Origin of the sequence: Conexibacter woesei DSM 14684, assembly GCF_000025265.1 — a bacterium.
In the GTDB taxonomy this organism is placed as follows: Bacteria; Actinomycetota; Thermoleophilia; order Solirubrobacterales; family Solirubrobacteraceae; genus Conexibacter; species Conexibacter woesei.
Map to the genome: position 1 here is coordinate 2461940 of NC_013739.1, position 21250 is coordinate 2483189.

The 21250-nt window shown below is 75.2% G+C and carries 19 protein-coding genes; 15 read left to right on the forward strand and 4 right to left on the reverse strand.

What is annotated here, in order from left to right; translation table 11 throughout:
• Positions 1 to 1620, forward strand: coding sequence for a PucR family transcriptional regulator (locus CWOE_RS11595; RefSeq protein WP_012933802.1), 1620 nt, complete (start codon positions 1 to 3; stop codon positions 1618 to 1620).
• On the opposite strand, the gene CWOE_RS11600 is transcribed toward CWOE_RS11595, so the two are convergent.
• Genes CWOE_RS11600 through CWOE_RS11610 form a run of 3 tightly spaced genes read right to left on the reverse strand, consistent with a single transcriptional unit; the run spans position 1598 to position 5332 of the window.
• Complete coding sequence (locus CWOE_RS11600; RefSeq protein WP_012933803.1) at positions 1598 to 3169, reverse strand: amidase; 1572 nt, start codon at positions 3167 to 3169, stop codon at positions 1598 to 1600. The two genes, CWOE_RS11595 and CWOE_RS11600, sit on opposite strands and share 23 nt — an antisense overlap.
• Positions 3144 to 4736 (reverse strand): amidohydrolase, encoded by a 1593-nt coding sequence (locus tag CWOE_RS11605; protein WP_012933804.1) that lies wholly within the window; start codon positions 4734 to 4736, stop codon positions 3144 to 3146. The genes CWOE_RS11600 and CWOE_RS11605 overlap by 26 nt, the downstream gene beginning before the upstream one ends.
• Positions 4733 to 5332 (reverse strand): DUF1989 domain-containing protein, encoded by a 600-nt coding sequence (locus CWOE_RS11610; protein WP_012933805.1) that lies wholly within the window; start codon positions 5330 to 5332, stop codon positions 4733 to 4735. Before CWOE_RS11610 ends, CWOE_RS11605 begins: the two co-directional genes overlap by 4 nt.
• 186 nt (positions 5333 to 5518) lie before the next feature.
• Here CWOE_RS11610 and CWOE_RS11615 point away from each other — a divergent pair, with 186 nt between their 5' ends.
• From CWOE_RS11615 to CWOE_RS11680, 14 genes are all read left to right on the forward strand, one after another.
• Complete coding sequence (locus tag CWOE_RS11615; RefSeq protein WP_012933806.1) at positions 5519 to 6397, forward strand: 3-hydroxyacyl-CoA dehydrogenase family protein; 879 nt, start codon at positions 5519 to 5521, stop codon at positions 6395 to 6397.
• Between the two features lie 10 nt (positions 6398 to 6407).
• Complete coding sequence (locus CWOE_RS11620; protein ID WP_012933807.1) at positions 6408 to 7271, forward strand: 3-hydroxyacyl-CoA dehydrogenase family protein; 864 nt, start codon at positions 6408 to 6410, stop codon at positions 7269 to 7271.
• Positions 7268 to 8053 (forward strand): enoyl-CoA hydratase-related protein, encoded by a 786-nt coding sequence (locus CWOE_RS11625; protein ID WP_012933808.1) that lies wholly within the window; start codon positions 7268 to 7270, stop codon positions 8051 to 8053. Before CWOE_RS11620 ends, CWOE_RS11625 begins: the two co-directional genes overlap by 4 nt.
• A 5-nt stretch (positions 8054 to 8058) precedes the next feature.
• Positions 8059 to 8997 (forward strand): acyl-CoA dehydrogenase family protein, encoded by a 939-nt coding sequence (locus tag CWOE_RS30590; protein WP_160165506.1) that lies wholly within the window; start codon positions 8059 to 8061, stop codon positions 8995 to 8997.
• The gene (locus tag CWOE_RS11635; RefSeq protein WP_012933810.1) at positions 8994 to 10697 is read left to right on the forward strand and encodes an AMP-binding protein; all 1704 of its coding nucleotides are present in this window, start codon (positions 8994 to 8996) and stop codon (positions 10695 to 10697) included. The genes CWOE_RS30590 and CWOE_RS11635 overlap by 4 nt, the downstream gene beginning before the upstream one ends.
• A complete protein-coding gene (locus CWOE_RS11640) occupies positions 10687 to 11892 on the forward strand; it encodes a CaiB/BaiF CoA transferase family protein (protein ID WP_012933811.1) in 1206 nt (401 codons plus the stop codon). Before CWOE_RS11635 ends, CWOE_RS11640 begins: the two co-directional genes overlap by 11 nt.
• Positions 11880 to 12722 (forward strand): enoyl-CoA hydratase/isomerase family protein, encoded by an 843-nt coding sequence (locus CWOE_RS11645; RefSeq protein ID WP_012933812.1) that lies wholly within the window; start codon positions 11880 to 11882, stop codon positions 12720 to 12722. The genes CWOE_RS11640 and CWOE_RS11645 overlap by 13 nt, the downstream gene beginning before the upstream one ends.
• On the forward strand, positions 12719 to 13894 hold the full coding sequence (locus CWOE_RS11650; protein WP_012933813.1) for an acyl-CoA dehydrogenase family protein: 1176 nt from the start codon (positions 12719 to 12721) through the stop codon (positions 13892 to 13894). The genes CWOE_RS11645 and CWOE_RS11650 overlap by 4 nt, the downstream gene beginning before the upstream one ends.
• Positions 13891 to 14646 (forward strand): SDR family NAD(P)-dependent oxidoreductase, encoded by a 756-nt coding sequence (locus tag CWOE_RS11655; RefSeq protein ID WP_012933814.1) that lies wholly within the window; start codon positions 13891 to 13893, stop codon positions 14644 to 14646. Before CWOE_RS11650 ends, CWOE_RS11655 begins: the two co-directional genes overlap by 4 nt.
• An 83-nt stretch (positions 14647 to 14729) precedes the next feature.
• On the forward strand, positions 14730 to 15161 hold the full coding sequence (locus tag CWOE_RS11660; protein WP_012933815.1) for a TIGR03667 family PPOX class F420-dependent oxidoreductase: 432 nt from the start codon (positions 14730 to 14732) through the stop codon (positions 15159 to 15161).
• A 101-nt stretch (positions 15162 to 15262) separates the two neighbouring features.
• The gene (gene chrA / locus CWOE_RS11665) at positions 15263 to 16423 is read left to right on the forward strand and encodes a chromate efflux transporter (protein ID WP_012933816.1); all 1161 of its coding nucleotides are present in this window, start codon (positions 15263 to 15265) and stop codon (positions 16421 to 16423) included.
• A gap of 149 nt (positions 16424 to 16572) precedes the next feature.
• On the forward strand, positions 16573 to 17709 hold the full coding sequence (locus CWOE_RS11670) for a sugar ABC transporter substrate-binding protein (protein ID WP_012933817.1): 1137 nt from the start codon (positions 16573 to 16575) through the stop codon (positions 17707 to 17709).
• A complete protein-coding gene (locus CWOE_RS11675; protein WP_012933818.1) occupies positions 17709 to 19265 on the forward strand; it encodes a sugar ABC transporter ATP-binding protein in 1557 nt (518 codons plus the stop codon). The genes CWOE_RS11670 and CWOE_RS11675 overlap by 1 nt, the downstream gene beginning before the upstream one ends.
• Positions 19262 to 20320: an ABC transporter permease gene (locus CWOE_RS11680; RefSeq protein WP_012933819.1), complete on the forward strand. Its 1059-nt coding sequence runs from the start codon at positions 19262 to 19264 to the stop codon at positions 20318 to 20320. Before CWOE_RS11675 ends, CWOE_RS11680 begins: the two co-directional genes overlap by 4 nt.
• 24 nt (positions 20321 to 20344) lie before the next feature.
• On the opposite strand, the gene CWOE_RS11685 is transcribed toward CWOE_RS11680, so the two are convergent.
• Positions 20345 to 21205: an SMP-30/gluconolactonase/LRE family protein gene (locus CWOE_RS11685; RefSeq protein ID WP_012933820.1), complete on the reverse strand. Its 861-nt coding sequence runs from the start codon at positions 21203 to 21205 to the stop codon at positions 20345 to 20347.
• Positions 21206 to 21250: the final 45 nt, after the last annotated feature.

A 21250-nucleotide genomic window follows, 5' to 3' on the forward strand; every position in this document is an offset into this window, starting at 1 on the left:
ATGGCGGTCGCGGCGGTCCTCCCGGCAGCGCCGGCCGGCGCGATGTCGGTCCGCTCCGCGCTCGAGCTCGACGTGATCCGCGCCGGCGAGCCGCGCGTGCTCGCCGCCCCGACGCAGCTCGACCGGCCGATCCGCTGGGTCCACGTGCTCGACACGCCCGTCGTCAACGGCATGCTGCGCGGCGGCGAGCTGGTGCTGACGACCGGCGCCGGCGCCGGTCGCACGTCCGCCGAGCAGGGGCGCTACGTCGACGAGGTCGCGCGCAGCGACGCGGCCGCGCTCGTGCTGGAGCTGGGGACCGTCTATCGCGGCGAGACGCCGAGGCCGCTCGTCGACGCCGCCAACCGCGCGCGCCTGCCGCTCGTCGCCCTCCAGCGGCCGGTGCGCTTCGTCGAGGTGACCGAGGTCGTGCACGGCCGGCTGCTCGGCGAGCAGGTCGCGACGCTCGAGCGCCTGGAGGCGATGCGCGAGGGCTTCATGTCGCTCGTGCTCGGGGGTGCGGCGACGGAGGACGTGCTGCGCCACGCCGCCAGGCTGCTGGAGAGTGCGATCGTCGTCCACGACGGCCGCGGCGGCCTGTTGTCGATCGACACCGGTCCGCTCGACGAGCGCGAGGCGCTGGCCGCGTGGGAGCGCGCCGCGGCCGGCGAGCGGCTCGGCGGCGCGGTGGCGCCGGAGCCGGTCGAGGTGCGCGGCGTGCACCGCGCCGACGTCGTCGCGCTGCGTCCTGGACGGCCGTTCGACGCCGCCGAGCGCGCCGCCGTGCGGCAGGTCGCGCTGACGCTCGGGCTCGAATGGCTCGGCCGCGCCGCGCTGGAGCTGTCGCTGCGCCGCCGCACGCGCGGCAACCTGCTGCAGTCGCTGCTCGACGGGCGCCTGACGCCGCTCGACGCGGAGCGGCGCCTGCGCGTGCTCGGCGGCGGCCACGCGCTCAGCTTCTGGCCCGTCGCGGTCGTGCTGCGCGGGCTCGAAGGCGGCGCCAGCCTGCTGGAGGAGCTGGCCGACGGCCTCAGCGTCGAGGGCGTCGGCCGGCACGGCCGGCCGCTCCTCGACGTGCGCGACCGGCGGCTGCTGTGGGCCGCGCCCGGTCCGGCGGCCGCGTTCGAGCCGACGGCCGAGACGCTCACGCGGCAGCTGCGCCGCGCGGCCGAGCGCCACGACATCGAGCCGGAGCGGCTGTCGGTCGCGATCGGCCAGCCGGTCGACGGGCTCGCCGCGCTGCGCGAGCAGTTCGAGACGACGCTGCTGGTCGCCGAGGCCGCCGCCGGCGAGGCGCCCGTGCCGTGGCGTGACGCGCGCCGCGCGAGCCTGGCCGCGATCGCGTTCGCGCTGAAGGACGATCCGCGGCTCGTGCGCTTCGCGCGCAGCCACCTCGACCGGCTCGAACGGCTGCCGGCGCGGCGGCGCGACGACCTGCTGCGGACGCTGCGGGCGGTGCTCGAAAGCGGCGGCCACAAGTCGCGCGCGGCGCGCGAGCTGCACCTCGACCGCGGCGCCCTCTACAAGCGCATGGCGCGCCTGGAGGAGGTGCTCGGCGTCGACCTCGACGACGCGCAGACGCGCGCGGCGCTCACGCTCGTGCTGATCTGGCAGGCCGTCAGCGGCCCGCCGCGCGGCTGACGCGCCCGCGCCCGCCGTCGTCGCGGCCGCGGCCGCCCGCGCGGCGCCCGCGCGCGTCGCCGCCGTCGAGCAGTCGCTCGACACGCTGCGCGCACGCGAGCACCCGTGCGTCGTCCCCGGCGCGGCCGACGAGCTGCACGGCGACCGCGGCGGCGTCGGCGTCGGCCGGCACGCTCACGGCCGGGACCCCGGCCAGGTTCGCGACGGTCGTGAGCCGGCCCGCGGCCGTCTCGGCATCCCATGCGCGGCCGCCGAGCACGACCTCGGTCGCGCCGACGGGCGGCGGCTCGCACGGCACCGTCGGCAGCAGCAGCACGTCGACGCCTGCGAGCTGCTGCGCGAGCTGCTCGCGCAGCAGCCGGCGCATCCCGCTCGCGGCGAGGTAGAGCGTCGCGGGCGCGACGGCGCCGGCGGCGAGCGCGTCGGCGACCGCGGGCGTGAGCCCGCCCGGGCGGAGACCGTGTGCGGCCGCCAGCTCGCAGACGATCGTCACGAGGTGCGCGGGAGCGGGGTCGCGCCACGGACCGCAGCCGACCCGCCGCAGCTCCGCGCCGTCGGCGGCGAGCAGTTCCGCCACGCGGCGGGTCGCCGTCGCGACGGCGGGGGAGAGCGGGACGACGCCGGTGAGGTCGACGACGCCGACGCGCACCGAGCGGTGCTCGGGCGCCGCTTGCGCGGCCGGCGCGGCGCCGGCTGGCGCGGCTCGTGCGGCGCAGGCGTGCGCAGCGCCGGCCAGCGCCTCCCATCCGGCGGCGATGACCGCCACCGAGCTGCCGATCAGGCCGACGTGGTCGAGCGACCATGCGAGTGGGACGACACCGGCCGTCGACACTGCGCCCCACGTCGGCTTGAAGCCGACCGTGCCGGTCCACGCGGCGGGGATCCGCACCGATCCGCCAGTGTCGGTGCCGAGCGCGAGGTCGGCGACGCCGGCCGCGACGGCGGCGGCGCTGCCGGCGGACGATCCGCCGGGCACCCGGCCGGCGTGGCGCGGGTTCGCGACCGGCGCCCGCTCGACGTCGAGCACGCCGAACGCCAGCTCCGTGCTGGCAGTCGTGCCGAGCAGCCGTGCGCCGGCACGCCGCAGCGCCGCGACCGCCGGCGCATCGGCGTCCGCACGGGCGTGCGGGCGGGCGGAGCCGTCGCCGTGCGGCGCACCCGCGACCGCGATCAGCTCCTTGACCGCGAGCCGCACGCCGTCCAGCGGACCGCTCGCATCGACCAGCGGCCCGCCGACGAGGGCCGAGGCGGGGACCGGGCCGGCGGCGCCGTCCGGCGGCACCCACGCGAACGCGGCCCCGAGCGCCCGCGCCGCGGCCAGCTCGCCGGGCGCGGCGACCGGGAGCGGCGCGCCGCCGCCGGCCAGCACGCCGCCGCCGGCCGCAACGCCGCCGGACCACTCGCCGCTCGCCGTGCCGCTGCCTGGCCGCGCGCCGCCTCCGCCGACCGCCGCCGGCCACCACGGAGCCACCGGCGGCTCTGCCGCCAGGCGCTCGGCGGCGTCGGCCAGGATCGCCGCCCAGTCAGCGTTCGAAGACGGTCTCGCCACCGACGACGGTCCGCAGGACGGGGATCTGCGCGATCGCGTCGCCCGGCACCTCGCACGGGTCGCGTTCGAGCACGGTCATGTCGGCGAGCAGGCCGGGCGCGAGTGCGCCCTTGACGTCGTCCTCGCCGGTTGTGCGGGCCGAGCCGACGGTGTAGATCCACAGCGCCTCCTCGGCCGAGACGCGCTGCGAGCGGCCGACCGGGACGCCGTCCAGACCGGTGCGCGTGACCATGCTCTGGAGCGCCAGCAGCGGCGGCAGCTCGCCAGCGTGGTGGTCGGAGGAGCCGCCGACGACGATCCCGTCGTCGAGCAGGTCGCGGTGGGCGAACATCCGCTCGACGCGCTCGGGTCCGTACCACTCGACGAGCCGGCCGCCGTGCTGGGCGACGTAGGAGCCGAACGGCAGCGTCATCGCGCCGAGCGCCTTCACCCGCGCCCGCAGCGCGGGGGTGAGGAGCGTGCAGTGCTCGATCCGGTGGCGCATCGTGATCTCCGGGTGCGCGGTGGCCGCTCGCTCGTAGGCGGTCAGCAGCGCGTCGATCGCGACGTCGCCGTTCGCGTGCACCGCCATCCGCGAGCCGGCCGCGTGGACGCGCTCCACGAGCTGCCCGAGCGCAGCGTCGCCGAGCAGGCGCAGGCCGTGGTCGTCGGTTCCCTCGAACGGCTCCGAAACGGCGCAGGTGCGCCCGGCGATCGCGCCGTCCACGAACGCCTTGACGCCGCTGACGCGGAGCCGCTCGTCGCCGAGGTCGGTGCCCGCGCCAGCCGCCTGCAAGCCGTCGAAGACGGGCTCGCTGACGAGCATCGCGACGCGCATCGTGAGGCGATCGAGCGCGCGGGCGCGGCGGTAGAGCGCCAGCTGCGACGGTCCGACGAAGGCGTCGCAGACGGACGTCAGCCCGACCGCGTGGCAGCGGCCCTGCGCGGCGTCGAGGCCGTCCAGCAGCTGCTCCACGGGCTTCTCGGGCAGCACGCGATGCTCGCCCCAGCTGTAGCGGAACAGCGACTCCTCGTAGAGCACGCCGTTGAGGCGCCCGTCCGCGTCGCGGCCGTGCGCGCCGCCGTCGACCGGCTCGCTGTCCTCGTCGATCCCGCCGGCGGCGAGCGCGGGCGTGTTCGCGACGCCCCAGTGCCCGGCGACGTGGACGACGAGGAGCGGGTTGCGGGGCGCGAGCGCGTCGAGCCGCGCGCGGTCGAGCGGCGGTCCGCCGAGCGCGCCGTCGTCGTAGCGGTGGACGACGACCCAGTCGTCCGGCTGCGCGGCGGCGACGCGCGCGGCGATCAGCCGCTCGGCGTCCGCGAGCGACGCGGCGCCGGCCTCCGACAGGTCGAGGTCGGCCGCCATGTCGGCGAGGTCGCTGAGGTGCTGGTGGGCGTCGTTGAGGCCGGGGACGACCGTCGCGTCACCGAGGTCGACCGGCTCCGCGTCGCGGTGGCGGGCGCGCAGCACGTCCGCGTCGCCGGCCTCCAGCACCCGCCCGCCGAGCGTGACGAGCGCCTGCACGATCGGCGCGCCCGGATCCAGCGTGCGGATCCGGCGCGCCGTGAAGAGGCGCTTGCGCTTCACGCGTCGAGCACCTCCAGCTTGACCTCGGTGCAGTTCCAGCCGTTCGTCGCGTAGTTGTCGACCGAGCAGGCGGTGACGATCACGTGCAGGTCGCGCTCGGCGACCAGCTCGACGTAGTCGCCCGGCCGCGACTTCGACTCGATCACGTCGATCGTGCGGTCTGGCTGCGGCTCGGAGTTCTGGAACAGGTTGACGGGGTTGGGGATGCAGCCGAGGTCGAGCCCGAGCGTCGCGACGGTGGCCGTGAAGTTCGTCTCGCAGCTCGGATGGTCCGGCCCGCTCGCCTCGTAGAGGACCGGGTCGCACGGCGGGTAGAGCATGTCGTGCGGACCGGGGCTCGTGTCGTGGTGCAGGCGCAGGATCGGCTCCGAGCGCTGGTCGACGAAGCTCTCGCCGACCTGCGGGAACAGCCGGCACAGCAGCGAGAGCGTGTGCCCGGCGCTGAGCCAGCGGGTCGGGTCGGCGGCGTCGATCGCCCACGTGTCGGCGACCTGGCGGCCGCGCACGTCGGTGACGCGGACGTGCTGCCCTCTCTTGACGAAGACGGCGCCCCCGGACTGCGGCGCGATGACGATGCTGGTGGCAGTGGTCGACATGAGCGCAATGCTCAGCCGCCGCTGCGCGCCGGACAAGCCGCAGACTGTTGCCGCACGGGTCGAGCGGGCCGCAACTCGTCGCTTGTCCGCCCGGGCGCCGGGCCGCAAGCTGCCGGCCATGACCACGACGACCCCTGCGCCGCCAGCCGGCGAGGACCGTGAAGCTGACGGTGGGAGGAGACGGCGATGGCCGCTGAGATGAGACGTGTCGGCGTGATCGGCGGCGGCACGATGGGCGTCGGGATCGCGATCACGGCGGTACGGGCCGGGCACGAGGTGCTGCTGCGCGACATCGAGGAAGGGGCGGTCGAGCAGGGGGTCGCCGGCGTGCGCCGCTTCCTCGATCGCAGCGTCGACAAGGGCAAGCTCGCGGCCGCGGAGCGCGACGCGGCGCTCGGGCGCCTGCGCGGCGTCGTCTCGCTGGAGGAGCTGCGCGGCTGCGACGTCGTGATCGAGGCGGTGCCGGAGGACCTCGCGCTCAAGCAGGAGCTGCTGGCGCAGCTCGACGGCGTGCTGGCCGACGACGCGCTCGTGCACACGAACACCTCGACGCTGTCGGTGACCGCGATCGCGTCCGGCTCGCGCCGCCCCGAGCGCGTCGTCGGCACGCACTACTGCAACCCGGCGCCGCTGATGGACCTCGTCGAGCTGGTGCGCGGCCAGGTCACGTCCGCCGCCGCGCTCGCCGCGACACGCGCGTACGTCGAGGGAATCGGCAAGCGCGTCGTCGCCTGCGCCGACGTGCCCGGCTTCATCGTCAACCGCTTCCTCGTGCCGTTCGAGAACGACTGCATCCGCGCGCTGGAGTGCGGGATGGGGACGATCGACTCGATCGACCGCGCGGTCAAGGACGGCCTCGGCTACCCGATGGGCACGTTCAGGCTGCTCGACATCATCGGGCTCGACATCCATCGCGCGGTGTCGCTGAGCCTCTACGACCAGCTGCGCGATCCGCGCTTCGCGCCGCCGCCGCTGGTCGACCGCATGATCAGCGCCGGACACCTCGGCCGCAAGGCCGGGCGTGGCTTCTACGCCTACGACGAACCCGGCCTGCACGGGAGCTGAAGGGAGCAAGATGAGCGAGAGGTTCCAGCAGGTCGCGGTGCTCGGGATGGGCACGATGGGGTCCGGGATCGCGCAGCTGTGCGCGCAGGCGGGCTGCGAGACGACGGTGCTCGACGTCGACGACGGTGCGCTCGTGCGCGGGCGTGAGCGGATGGCGTCGTTCCTCGCCGAGGGCGTGCGCCGCGGCAAGGTCACCGACGAGGAGCGCGAGGCCGCGCTCGCGCGCGTGCGTGGCACGACCGACGTGTCCGAGCTGGCCGGCGCGGAGCTGGTGATCGAGGCGGCGACGGAGGACCGCGCGCTGAAGCTGGAGCTGCTGCGGCGCGTCGCCGGCGCGGTCGGCGAGCAGGCCGTGATCGCGTCGAACACGTCGGCGATCCCGATCACCGAGCTGGCGGCCGCGCTGCCGCGTCCCGAGCGCGTCGCCGGCCTGCACTTCTTCAACCCGGCGCCGCTGATGCCGCTCGTGGAGGTCGTCGAGGCGGTACGGACGGACGCCGCGACGAGTGCGGCGCTGGAGGCGTTCGCGACGCGACTCGGCAAGCGGCCGATCGTGACGAAGGACCGGCCCGGCTTCCTGCTCAACCGCCTGCTGATGCCATACCTCAACCAGGCCGTGCATGACTTCGACGACGGGCTCGCGGCGGCGGATGACATCGACGCCGCGGTCGAGCTGGGGCTCGGCTACCCGATGGGGCCGCTGAAGCTGCTCGACCTGATCGGGCTCGACACGCACCGCCACGCGACCGCGGCGGCGTGGGAGCAGACGCGCGACCCGCACCTCGTGCCCCCTGCGCTGCTGGCGCGGATGGTCGCGGCGGGCAGGCTGGGGCGCAAGACGGGCGGCGGCTTCTACGCGGGGAGCGGGAGATGAGCGACTACGAGGACATCCGCGTCGAGCTCGACGGCGACGGCGTCGTGACGATCGCGATCGACCGCGAGGCGACCGGCAACAAGCTGCGCGTGCAGACCGCGCGCGAGCTGGCGCACGCGCTGCGCGCCTTCCGCGACGAGCGCGCGCAGCGCGTCGCGATCCTCACCGGCGCGGGCGACAAGTTCTTCTGCATCGGCGGCGAGCACGACCCGCTGGAGCACGTCGAGCCGTCGGCGACGCTGCCGATCATCGACGTCTACGAGCTGATCGACACGGTTCCCAAGCCGGTGATCGCGGCCGTCAACGGCTTCGCGGTCGGCGGCGGCAACGTGCTGCAGACGGTCTGCGACCTGACCGTCGCGGCCGAGCACGCCGTCTTCCGTCAGGTCGGCCCGATGGTCGGCTCGTTCGACGCCGGCTTCGGGACCTGGTACCTGGAGCAGACGATCGGCCGCAAGCGCGCGAAGGAGCTGTGGTATCTGAACGCGAAGTGGTCGGCGCACGAGGCGCGCGAGATCGGGCTCGTCAACGAGGTCGTCGCCGACGCCGACGCCTGCCGTGCGCGGGCGCGCGAGATCGCCGCGACGCTGCTCGACCGCGGGCCGGGAGCGCTCGCCGGGCTGAAGGCCGCGTTCTCCTCGCGCCACACGGGCGTGATCGGACAGGCGCGGCTCGCGCACGACGTGCTGCTGACGCACTACCTCGCGACGGACGAGGCGCACGAGCTGTCGAGCGCGTTCGCCGAGCGCCGCTCGCCCGACCGCGACCGCTACGGCAGATGACGGCCGTGCTCGCACCCGCCCTCGATCGTCTGCCCGCCGGCCTCGACGACGACGAGTTGATGTTCCTGGAAGTCGTCGAGCGGCTCGCGGCCGACGAGGTCGCCCCGCAGGCGGAGGCGATCGACGCCGAGGGGATGGTTCCCGGCGATCTGCGCGAGCTGCTGCTGTCGCTGCGGCTGCACGCCGTCGGCGTTCCCGAGTCCGCCGGCGGCGAGGGCGGCCGCCCGCTCGTCGGGCTGCTCGCCGTCGAGACGCTCGCCCGCGCCAGCGCCACCGTCGCGCTCGGCGTCGGCGCCGGCCAGGCGGCGGCGCACGCGGCTGGCGCGAGCGGCGCGGCTGGCGCGAGCGGGGCGGCTGGCGCGAGCGGGGCGGCTGGCGCGAGCGGGGCGGCTGGCGCGAGCGGCGCGGCTGGCGCTGACACCCACGACTGGACGCCTGCCGCCGCGCGCCGGACCGGCCTGCGCGGTGCGCCCGCGTTCGCGCTCGCCGCTCCGGCCGACGGCCCGGGGCGCGCGCACTGGCCGCTGGCGCTCGGCGCGGCTGCCGCCGGGGTCGGCCAGGCCGCGGTCGCGTCCGCACGCGACTACCTGCTCGAACGCCGCCAGTTCGGCCGGCCGCTGGCGGAGTTCGGCGCGCTGCGCCGCATGCTCGCGGAGATGAGCGCCGCGGTCGCGTCGGCCGCGGCGCTCGTGCACGCGTGCGCGGCGCAGCCGGCGCCGAGCGTCGCCGCCGCGACCCGCGCGGCGCGCGCCGCCGCCCGCGCCGCCTGCGCCGCGTCCGACGACGCGATTCAATTGCACGGCGGCTACGGCTACACGACCGAGTATCCCGTCGAGCGCCTGCTGCGCGACGCCGTCTCGCTGCGCGCGCTCGCGGGCGGCCGTGCCGGCGAGCCGGTCGCGACCGCGCTGCTCGGCGCGCCGGCCCGGGAGGCGGTCGCATGAGCGTGCGCCCGACAGACGCGAGCCCGCGCGGCAGCGCGCCGGCACCGCGCCCCGCGCAAGCGAGCGCGCTCGGCGCGCCGCAGCCGCAGCCGCCGAGGCCGCAGACGAGCGCGGCCGACTCCGAGCCGCGCCCCCTCCACGCCTCCGCGCTCGACGCAGCCGCCCGTCACCCCGAGCGCGTCGCGGCGATCAGCGTCGACGGTCGCAGCGGCGAGGTTCGTGGGCGGATCACCTACCGCGAACTGGCGGAGGCGAGCGCGCGCGTCGCGGGCGGACTGCGCGAGCTGGGGGTCGGGCGTGGCGACGTCGTCTCGGCGATCGTCCCCAACCGGCTGGAGTTCTCGGTCCTCGTGCTCGCGATCTCGCGCCTCGGCGCGGTCTTCTCCGGCCTCCCGACCGCGATCGGCCGCGCGCGCGGCGAGGCGACCGTGACGCGCTCGGGCGCGCGCGTGCTCGTCGCCGCGCCCGGTGAGCCGCTCGCGCTCGCCCTCGCACTCCGCGACGTCTGTCCGCGGCTGGAGCACGTCGTCGCGCTCGACGGCGCGGACGCGCAAGGCGCGCTCCCGTACGAGCTGCTGGCCGCCGCCGCGCCGCTGACCGGCGAGGAGCCGGTCGACGCGCACGCACTCGCGCACATCGGCTTCACCTCCGGCACGACCGGTGAGCCGAAGGGCGTCATGAACACGCACGCGACGCTCGGTGCCGTCTGCCGCGCCTGGGTCGAGCATGTCGGCGGCGACGAGACGTTCGGCGACCCGGCCGTCAACCTCGTCGCCTCGCCGGTCGGGCACCACACCGGCTTCCTGTGGGGCGCGCTGCTGAGCGCCCGGCTCGCGGCCACGGCCGTCTACCTCGACCGCTGGATCCCGGCGGTCGCCGCCGAGACGATCGCGCGGCTCGGCGTCACGACGATGCACGGCGCGCCGACGTTCCTGCAGGACCTCGTTCGCGTCGAGCGATTCGACGCCGCACGCGCACGGTCGCTGCGAATCGTCACGCTCGCCGGTGCGCCGATCCCGCGCGAGCTGGTGCCGGCCGCCGCCGCGCGGCTCGACGCGGCGATCGTCCCGGCGTGGGGGATGACCGAGTACGGCATCGCGATCTCGGCGTCGCCGGCGATGCGGAAGGCGCGGCTGGAGGCGGGCGACGGCGTCCCGGTCGGCGCGGCGCAGGCGCGCGTCACGCGCGACGGCGCGCCCGTTGCGACCGGCGAGGTCGGCGCGCTGGAGATCCGCGGGCCGGGGCTGTTCACCGGCTATCACGAGCGCGAGGACGCGACGCGCGAGGCGTTCGACGCCGACGGCTGGTTCGCGACCGGCGACCTCGCGTCGATCGCGGACGACGGCGTCGTGGCGCTCCAGGGCCGCACGAAGGACATCATCGTCCGCGGCGGCGAGAACGTGCCCGTCGCGGAGGTCGAGTCGACGCTCTTCCGTCATCCCGACGTCGTCGAGGCGGCCGTCGTCGCGGTGCCGGACGAGCGGCTTGGCGAGCGCGCGCTCGCGGTCGTCGCCGTCGTGCCCGGCCGGCGCCCGCCGAGCCTCGCCGAGCTGGTCGACTTCTGCCTCGCGCAGGGGCTCTCCAAGCACTACCTGCCGGAGTACGTCGCGCACGTCGAGGCGCTGCCGAAGACGGGCAGCGGCAAGGTGCTGAAGACCGAGCTGCGCGACCGCTACCAGGGGGTCCCCGATGGCCGCTGAGCCGCGCCATCCGCTGGAGGGGATCCGCGTGATCGACGCGTCCGGCTCGTACGCCGGCCCGACGGCGGCGATGTACCTCGGCGACCTCGGCGCCGACGTGATCAAGGTCGAGCGGCCGCGCGCCGGCGACGACGCGCGCCACTGGGGGCCGCCGTTCGTGGGTGAGGACTCGGCCTGGTTCCTGTCCGCGAACCGCAACAAGCGCAGCGCGTCGATCGACCTCTCGACGGGCGACGGCGTCGAGCTGCTGCTGCGCCTGCTCGACGGCGCCGACGTCTTCGTCGAGAACCTCAACCCCGGCAAGCTGGAGAGCAAGGGCCTCGACCCGGAGACCGTGCGAGCGCGCTGCCCGCGGCTCGTCTACTGCGCGCTGTCGGGCTTCGGGCTCGACGGGCCCGATCGCGACCAGCCGGGATACGACCTGATCGCGCAGGCGCGCTCGGGCCTGATGAGCGTCACGGGCGCCCGCGGCGGCACGCCGCAACGCGTCAGCACGGCACTGTCGGACATCGTCGCGGGGATGGTCGCGACGATCGCGATCCAAGCCGCGCTGCTGCGGCGCGAGCGCACGGGGGACGGCGAGCTGGTCGACGTCTCGCTGCTGGACGCCGACCTCGCGCTGATGGCGCCGCGGATCGCGAGCCACCTCGCGGGCGAGCCGGAGCCGCAGCCGAGCGGCGGCACCGACTCGGTGCTCGCGATCTACCAGCCGTTCGAGACGGCCGACGACACGATCGTGCTCGCGGTCGGCAACGACCGCATGTGGCAGCGCTGCTGCGACGTGCTCGACCTGCCCGAGCTGGCCGGCGACGCAGGCCTGGCCACGAACGCCGGGCGACGCGCGCGCCGCGCCGAGGTCGTCGCGCGCGTCGCCGAGCGTCTTGCGACGCGACCGGCCGCCGACTGGCTGGAGCGCTTCGCGCAGGCCGGGGTGCCGTGCCAACCGGTCCGCCGCCTCGGCGCCGTGCTGGAGGACCCGCAGGTGCGAGCCCGCGCGGTCGTCGGCGAGCTGGAAGGGCCGGACGGCCCGTACCGCGCCGTGCGCGCGCCGTGGCGGCTGGGCTCGGTCGGCCGCGGACGGGCGGACGCCGCGCCGCGCCTCGGCGCGGACACGGCCGACGTGCTGCGGGAGGCCGGCTGCACGCCGGCGGAGATCGACGAGCTGTTGGAACGAGGGATCGCATGGACGAGCTGACGGTGCGCGACGACGGCCCGGTCCGTCATCTCACGATCGACCGCCCGCAGGCGCGCAACGCGCTCAACGCGGGCGTGCTCGCGGCGCTCGAAGCGCGGCTCGCGGAGGCCGCCGCCGACCCCGCCGTGCGCGTGCTCGTGCTCGCGGGCGGCGGCGAGCGTGCCTTCTGCGCCGGCGCCGACCTCGACGAGCTGCGCGACCTCTCGGGCGTCGCCGCGCACGAGCGGCTCGCGCTCGGGCAGCGCGTGATGCGCACGCTGGAGCGCCTGCCGATCCCCTCGATCGCGGCCGTGCGCGGCTGGGCGCTCGGCGGCGGCTTCGAGCTGGCGCTGTCGTGCTCGCTGATCGTCGCCGCGCGCTCCGCGCGCTTCGGCCTGCCGGAGGCGGGGCTCGGCCTGATGCCCGGCTACGGCGGGACGCAGCGGCTCGTGCGCGCGATCGGCCGCCAGGCGGCACTCGCCGTGATGCTCGCCGACGAGCGGCTCGACGCCGCCCGCGCGTGGGAGCTGGGGCTGCTCGCCTGCGCTCCGGCCGAGGACGCGCAGCTCGACGCGCGCGCCGGTGAGCTGGCGCAGCAGCTTGCCGCCAAGAGCCCGTCCGCGCTCGCGCTCGTGCTGGAGGCGGTCGACGCGGCGAGTCCGGCCGCCGCGACGGGGTTGCGCCACGAGGCCGCGCTCGCCGCGCTCGCGGTCAACTCGCCGGACGCCGCGGAGGGCGTCGCCGCATTCCTCGCCAAGCGCGCGCCGGCGTTCGCCGCGCGCGCCGCCTCCGGTCCGCCCGCCGCCGGCCCGCCCGCCGGCCGCGCCGCCGCGCGGGAGGCTCGCGCATGAGCGCGCTCGCCGACGTGCTGCTCGGCGCGCCCGAGCTGGAGCTGCGCGAGCGGGTCCGCGCGGTCGCACGCGCGGACGTCGCGCCGCGTGCCGCCGACGTTGACCGCGACGCGCGCTTCCCGCACGAGAGCTACCAGGCGCTCGCGCGCGCCGGGCTCGCCGGCCTGCTCGTCCCGCCCGCGCTGGGCGGGAGCGGCGGATCGGTGCTCGGCTACGTCGTCGCGATGGAGGAGATCGCCGCCGCCTGCCCGGCGACGGCGACGGTCTACATGACGCAGATGCACGCCGCGAACCCGATCCTGATGGCCGGCAGCGACGAGCAGCGGCGCCGCTGGCTGCCGCTCCTCTGCGACGGCAGCGCCTACGGGTCGCTCGCCGTCAGCGAGCCGGAGGCCGGCTCCGACGTCGCCGCGCTGCGCACGTTCGCGCGCCGCGACGGGGAGGACGGCTACGTGCTCGACGGCGCCAAGACGTTCATCACGACCGGCGACCGCGCGGACGTCGTCGTGCTGTTCGCGACCGTCGACCGCACGGCCGGCCGCGACGGCATCACCGCGTTCCTGATCGAGCGCGGCACGCCCGGCCTCGTCGCCGGCCCGGCGATGCACAAGCTCGGCATGCGCGGCTCCTCGACCGTCGAGCTGTTCCTCGACGGCGTGCGGGCGCCCGTCGCTGCCCGCCTCGGCTCCGAGCGCGGCGGCTGGGCGCTCAGCATGCGCTCGGTCGTCAAGTCGCGTCTGAGCGCGGCGGCGCAGGGCGTCGGCATCGCGCGCGGCGCCTACGAGCACGCGCGCACGTGGGCGCACGAGCGCGGCCTGCTGCGCGGCTCGCGCGGCGTCGCGCAGGACGCGCAGTTCGCGCTCGCCGAGGCGGACGCGCGGATCGCCGCGATGCGCGCGCTGCTGCAGCAGACGGCCGCGCTCGTCGACCGCGCGGACGGCGCCGAGCCGGTCGCGCAGGTGTCGGCGGCGAAGCTCGTCTGCACCGACGGCGCGATGGCGATCTGCGACGAGCTGGTCGACCTGCTCGGGCCTGACGGCGACGACGAGCGCCACGGCGTCGAGCGCTACCTGCGCGACGCGAAGGTGACGCAGATCTACGACGGCACGAACCAGATCCAGCGGCTGCTGATCGCGCGCGACGTGCGCGCCGACGCGGAGGCCGCCGCATGAGCCTCGCCGGACGCGTCGCGATCGTCACCGGCGCGAGCCGCGGCATCGGTCGCGGCGTCGCCGAACGGCTCGCCGCCGCGGGCGCCGACCTCGCGCTCGCCGGACGCAGCGCCGAGGCGCTGGAGCAGGCCGCGCGCGAGCTGCGCGCGGTGCACGGCGTGCGGGCGCTGGCGATCCCGGCCGACGTCACGAGCGAGACGTCCGTCGAGGCACTCGTCGCACGTACGCTGGAGCAGCTCGGCGGCCTGCACGTGCTCGTCAACAACTCGGGGATCGCGGTCGAGGGACCGTTCCTCGACCAGTCGCTGGACGACTTCGACCGCGTGCTCGCGACAAACCTGCGCGGCGTCGCGCTCTGCTGCCGCGCGGCCGGCCGCCATCTCGTCGCGCAGGGGGAGGGGAAGGTCGTCACGATCGCCTCGAACCTCGGGCTCGCGGCGACTCCGGGCCTCGCCGCCTACTCGGCGTCGAAGGGCGCGGTGCTGGCGCTCACGCGCGTCCTCGCGATCGAGTGGGCGCGTCACAACGTCCAGGTCAACGCGATCGCGCCCGGGTACGTCGAGACGGAGATCAACGCCGCCGCGCGCGCCGACGAACGCGTCTACGAGGGGATCGTCCGCCGTATCCCCGCGCGCCGCTTCGGCCGCCCGCAGGAGGTCGGCGACCTCGCCGTCCTGCTCGCGGGCTCGGGCTCGGACTTCATCACCGGCGAGACGATCGTCGTCGACGGCGGCCAGCTCGCGCGCGCCTGACGCGGCCCGAGCGAACATCGGTGAGGATGAGCATCCTCGACGCGGTCGAGCCCATCCGAACAGCGATCGAAGGAGAGCGAGCGATGCTGCCCAACCTCGACGACGCCGCGCGTGCCCGAGCCGAGACGCGGCTGCGTGACGAGCATGAGGTCTGGATCACGACGGTCCGGTCCGACGGCCAGCCGCAGTCGTCGCCGGTCGGCTTCCTGTGGGACGGGCACAGCGTGTTGATCGTGAGTCAGCCCGGCAGCCGGAAGGTCCGCAACCTGCGCGAGAACCCCAGGGTCGCGTTGCACCTGGAGGTCGACCGAGCGGGCGACGGGGGCGACGGGGGCATCCTCACGCTCGAAGGGGTCGCCACCGTCGACCCCGATCCGATCGGTGAGCGCGAGGCTGCCGCCTACGCCGACAAGTACGAGGAGGAGATGCGCTCGGCCGAGCTGACGCCCGAGGCGCTGTTCGCCGACTACTCCGCAGTGATCCGGGTGAGACCCACCCGCGTCCGCGCGTACTGAACAGATGCCCGGGGAGCGGGCGATCCGGTCCGGTCCGTGAAGCCGATATCGTCGTCCGCCATGCGTCAGTTCCTGCGCGAGCTGGCCGGCGAGGTCGACGAGTGACCGGCGTCGAGCAGCGTGTCGGCCTGGCCACGATCGTGCGGGAGTGGGGGCGGATCGGCTGTCTCGGGTTCGGCGGGCCGCCGGTCCACATCGCGATGCTGCGCGAGCTGTGCGTCGAGCGCAGGAGATGGATCGACGCGGAGACGTTCGAGGACGCGATCGCGGCGTGCAACCTGATGCCCGGACCGTCCTCGACGCAGCTGGCGATCTTCTGCGCGCACCGCGTCGGCGGGCTCGCCGGCACGGTCGTCGGCGGGCTCGCGTTCATCGTCCCCGGCCTCGTCCTGATCCTCGCGCTCGCCGCGCTCTTCCTCGGCGGCCCTCCCGCCTGGGTGCAGGGCGCCGGGGCGGGCGCGGGCGCGGCCGTCGCCGCCGTCGCGGTCAGCGCGGGGGCACAGCTCGTGCCGGCGAGCTACGCCCGCGCCCACCACGCCGCGCGCGTGCGCTGGATCATCTACGCGTTCGCGGGCGGCGCCGCGGCCGCGACGGTCGGCGCGTGGCTCGTGCTCGTGCTGATCGCCTGCGGCCTGCTCGAGGTCGCGCTCCGGCGCGGCGTGAGCGGAACCGCGGCGGCGGCGCTGCACGCCTGGCCGCTGGGGCTGCCCGTCCTCGCCGCGGTCACCACCGGCGGCGTCGGCGCGCTCTGCTGGACGGCGCTGAAGGTCGGCGCGCTCTCCTACGGCGGCGGGTTCGTGATCATCCCGCTGATGCAGAGTGACGCGGTCGACGTCTACCACTGGATGACGAACGCCGAGTTCCTCAACGCCGTCGCGCTCGGCCAGGTCACGCCCGGACCGGTCGTGCACACCGTCGCCGTCGTCGGCTACGCCGCCGCCGGGCTCGGCGGCGGCCTGCTCGCGGCGGCCGTCGCGTTCGCGCCGTCGTTCCTGATCGTCCTCATCGGCGGCGAGCGCTTCGAGCGCGTCCGCACCAACACGTTCGCGCGTGGCTTCCTCGACGGCGCCGGCCCGGCCGCGATCGGCGCGATCCTCGGCTCCGCGATCCCGCTCGCGCTCGCGCTCGCCCACCCCTGGCAGGCCGGCGTGCTCGCGCTCGCCGCGATCGGCCTCTTCGTCGCCCGGCGCGGCGTCGTCACGGTCCTGCTCGGCGCCGGCGCGATCGGTGCCGTCGCCGTGCTGCTCGGCGCGCCGGTCTGACCACGGCATCAGGCCGCCCCGACGTCCGCGCTCGACCTCAGGCCGTGGCGGCGCTCGCCGCCGCGTGCTTGACGCGACACCGGAGCAGGACTAGGATCTGCCAACCAAGCAATTGCTTGGGTTGTATCGGGCGAAGGAGGAGAGCAATCGTGGAGCGGAACATCCGCGGACGACTGGCCGTGATGGCCGCCGTCCTGGCGGTCGGCATGCCGTTGAGCGCCTGCGGGAGCGACGCGGAGGACGACGCCGCGCCGGCAGGCGCGAAGACCGCGGCCACGGCTGCGAGCCAGGCGTCGCCGGAGACCGCCAGAGCGCTGCAGCGCCCGACGTCGATCGGGATCGACGTCCCGCTCAGAGGCCCGATCGCGAGAGACAAGACGATCTACTGGATCCAGTGCTCCTCGCCGGCGTGCGTCGCCCTCACGACGCCGCTGAAGGCCGCGACCGAGGCGGTCGGCTGGAGACTGAGAGTCGTCAACGCGGGGCTCACGCCCGAGAGCGTGAAGGCCGCGTGGCACCAGGCCGTGCAGGGCGATCCCGACGCCGTCGTCGGCAGCGGCTTCTCGCGCGCGCTCTACGAGCCGGAGCTGAAGGCGCTCGCCGACCGCGGCGTCCCGGTGCTCAACATGATGACCGCTGACCCGCCCGAGAACGGCTATGCGGCGACGCAGAACTACGGGCCGGACTTCGTCGCGGCCGGCGAGCGGCTCGGCGCCTACGTGCTCGACAGAGGCGGCGACGACGTCAACGCGGTCTCCGTCACCACCAGCGCCTTCGCCAACCTCGGCTTCGTCGCGAGAGGCTTCAAGGACGCGATCGAGGCGGGCTGCCCGTCGTGCAAGGTCGCCGACGAGCTCGTCCCGGCGACGAGCATCGGCAACGAGCTGCCGACCCGCATCGCGACCTACCTGCAGGCGCATCCCGACGTCAACTGGGTCTACGTCGGCTTCACGGACATGATGGTCGGCGTGCCCGCGGCGCTCGCCTCCGCTGGCATCTCCAAGGACGTCCGCTTCGTCACGCTCGACAGCCTTCCGACGACGGCGCAGTACATGAAGGACGGCAACTACCTCGTCGCCGCGGCGGCCTCGGCGAAGCCGGAGATCATGTGGCGCCACGTCGACTTCCTGCTGCGTCACTTCAACAGAGAGTCGACGAGACCGTCGACGGCGCACACGCTGCCGATCTGGACGGTGACCGCCGACGCGCTCCCGAGCACGACCGAGACGTTCCCGCTGGTCGAGGACTACGAGCAGCAGTACCGGAAGCTGTGGGGGATCGACTGATGGAACCCGGTGCGCTGGTCGGGATCGAGCAGCTCTCCAAGACCTTCCCGGGCCAGCGCGCACTCGCCGACGTCTCGTTCGAGATCGGCCGTGGCGAGATCCACGCGCTGGTCGGCGAGAACGGCTCCGGGAAGTCGACGCTGATCAAGGTGCTCGCGGGATTCCACGAGCCCGACCCCGGCGCCCGCATGACCGTCGCCGGCGAGCAGCTCAAGCCCTGCTCGCCGGCCGACGTGCGGCGGCTCGGCCTGCGCTTCGTACATCAGGACCTCGGGCTCGTCGGCGAGCTGAGCGCGGCCGAGAACGTCGGCCTCGCGTCGGGGTTCGCGAGACGGGGCCTGAAGGTCGACCGGGCCGGGCAGCGCAGCCGCGCCGAGGCGCTGCTGGCGCGCATCGGCGCCGAGGTCGACGTCGAGCAGCCCGTCTCCGCGCTGCGCGCGGTCGAGCGCAGCGCGGTCGCGATCGCGCGTGCGCTCGACGAGCTGCACGGCGAGATCCGCCTGCTGGTGCTCGACGAGCCGACCGCCGCGCTGCCACCGGCCGAGGTCGAGGCGCTCTTCCGCGTGCTGCACGAGGTGCTCGAGCGCGGCGTCTCGATCCTCTACGTCTCGCACCGCCTGGAGGAGATCCTCGGGCTCGCGCACCGCGTCACCGTGCTGCGCGACGGCCGCTGCGAGGGCACGTTCCCGGTCGCCGGGATGGATCGCGCGCGGCTGGCGGAGCTGATCGTCGGCGAGGAGGTCGAGGCCGACGCGGCACGACGGCCGAGATCGTGCGCGACCGAGCAGCGGGCGCTGTCGGTGCGAGGGATCCGCGGCGCGGTGCTCGACGACGTCGGGTTCGACGTCCGCCGCGGCGAGGTCGTCGGCGTCGCGGGGCTGTCGGGCTCCGGCCGCGAGGAGCTTGCGGCCGTGCTGACCGGCGCCGCGCCGGGCCAGATCGAGCTGGTCGACGGCGACGGCAGATCGTGGTCGGGGATGACGCCGAAGCGAGCGAAGCGGCTCGGCATCGCGCTCGTGCTCGCCAACCGTCATCCCGACGCCGCGATCGGGCAGTTCTCGATCCGCGAGAACGTCTCGCTCGCGCTGCTCGGTTCGTACGCGCGCGGCGGTCGCGTGCAGGGCGCGCAGGAGCGGGAGGCGGTCGAGGGCTGGATCGAGCGCCTCGACATCCGCCCGAACGACGCCGACCGGCTCTACTCGAACCTCTCGGGCGGCAACAAGCAGAAGGTCATCCTCGCGAAGTGGCTGAACACGCGGCCGAACGTCTTCGTGATGGACGACCCCACCAGCGGCGTCGACATCGGCGCCCGCCACGGCATCTACGGCCTCGTGCGCCAGCAGGCCGCCGCGGGCGCCGGCTTCGTCGTCTGCTCCTCGGATCTCGAGGACTTCGTCGGCGTCTGCGACCGCGTGCTGGCGCTCGCCGGCGGCCGCGTCGTCGCCGAGCTGAGCGGCGCCGAGATCACCGAGAGCCGCCTGCTGCAGGCGATCGTCAGGTCGGCGGCAGGCCCCGCCGCCGCATCGAACAAGAATCAGACGGAGAAGGACAGATGAGCGAGAACGTCGTCAACGCCGTGCGGCCCCGTCGGCGCCCGGGCAGACCGCTCGGCCGCCGGCTGGCCGGAAGCCTCTCGTTCCGGACGATCGGAGCGGTCTACGTCTGGCTGCTGCTGATCGCTGCCTTCGCGATCTGGATCCCCGACCTGTTCCTGCGCGAGGAGACGCTCAAGTCGATCCTCAACCAGTACTCGATCACCGCGCTCGCGGCGCTCTCGATCATCATCCCGCTGAGCACCGGCGTCTTCGACCTGTCGATCGGCTCGACGATGGGGCTGACCGGCATCGTCGCGGCGTGGCTGCTCGGCAACACCGACCTCAGCCCGCTCGTCGTCGTCGTGCTCGGCGTCTCCGTCGGCGCGCTCGTCGGCCTCTTCAACGCGCTGATCGTCGTGCGGATGAAGATCGACTCGTTCATCGGCACGCTCGCGACCGGCTCGATCCTCGCGGCGGTGACGCTCGGCATCTCCGGCGACCAGATCCTCACCGAGCGCGTCAGCGGCTCGTTCAGCGAGATCGCCTCGACCGACGTCGCCGGGATCCAGCTGCCGGTGCTCTACATGATCGCGCTGATGATCGTGATCGGCTTCTTCCTCGAGCAGACCGCCGCGGGCCGCTACTGCTACGCGACCGGCTTCAACCCGGAGGTGACGCGCCTGGTCGGCGTCAGCGTCGACCGCGTGCGCACGCTCGCGCTCGTCTTCTCCGGCTGCGTCGCCGGCTTCGCCGGCGTCGTGCTGACCGCGCGGATCCAGGCGGCGGATCCGACCAACGGCCCGTCGTACATGATCCCGGCGTTCTCCGCCGCGTTCCTCGGCGCGACGCAGTTCCGCCACGGCCGCTTCAACCCGTGGGGGACGATCGTCGCGGTGCTGATGCTCGGCACCGGCTCGGTCGGCCTGCTGCTGGCGGGCGCGCCGACGTGGGCGCCGCAGATCTTCCAGGGCGTCGTCCTGATCGCCGCCGTCGGGGTGACCGTCGTCCAGCGCCGGCCGAAGGCCGCGAGGGAGACGAAGCCCGCCGCCGCCGAAGCGGCGGCCTCGCCGAGCTGAGGCGGCCGGACCCGGCCCGCGGCGTCAGCCGCGGGCGGCGGGGACGCGGACCCGCAGCCGCCGGATCGCGCCGCTGCGCTCGCGCGCGGCGCGCTCGGGCAGCCACGTGTCCGCGGTGCAGACGAAGAGGTCGCGGCCGTTGGAGCCGCCGAGCGCGACGGCGTACGGATCGGCGACCGCGATTCGGTCGGTGATCGTCCCGGCGGCGTCGACGCGGATCACCTCCCCGCTGAACGGCGAGGCCGCCCAGACGCCGTCCTCGCCGTCGATCGCGAGGCCGTCGGGCATGACCGCGTCGTCGAACGCGACGAGCGTGCGGCGGTTCGACAGCGATCCGTCGGTCTGGTCGACCGTGAACGCGGTGAGGCGTCCGGGCGCGGCGCGCGTCTCGGCGACGATCAGCGTCCCGCCGTCGCCGCTGAGCACGAGGCCGTTGGCGAACAGCAGACCGTCGGCCGCCGCGCTCGCGCTGCCGTCGGCCTGGACGAGCGCGAGCGCGGCGGGGCGCGGCGCGGCGGGCGGCACGCTGGCGTCGCCGTAGTTGCCGACGTAGGCGCGGCCGTGGCGATCGGCGACGAGGTCGTTCGTGTGCCAGCTGGCGACCGCCGACAGGTCGGCGTGCACGGTGAGCGTCCCGTCGTGCTCGCGTCGCAGCACGCGACGGTCGTGGGTCGCGGAGATCAGCAGCCGCCCGTCCGGCAGGAAGCCGAGGCCGGACGGCCGCCCCGCGACGGAGGCGACGCGCTCCAGCGCTCCGCTGCCGGGATCGAGGCGCAGTACCTCGCGGGCGTGGGTGTCGGAGAACCACAGCGCCCCGTCGTGCCAGCGCGGGCCTTCGGGGAAGGCGAGCGCGGTGACGAGGGTCTCGATGGAGGGGTCGGTCATGGTGCCTACGCTAACGCACCAAGCGAGCGCTTGGTAGAGTGATGT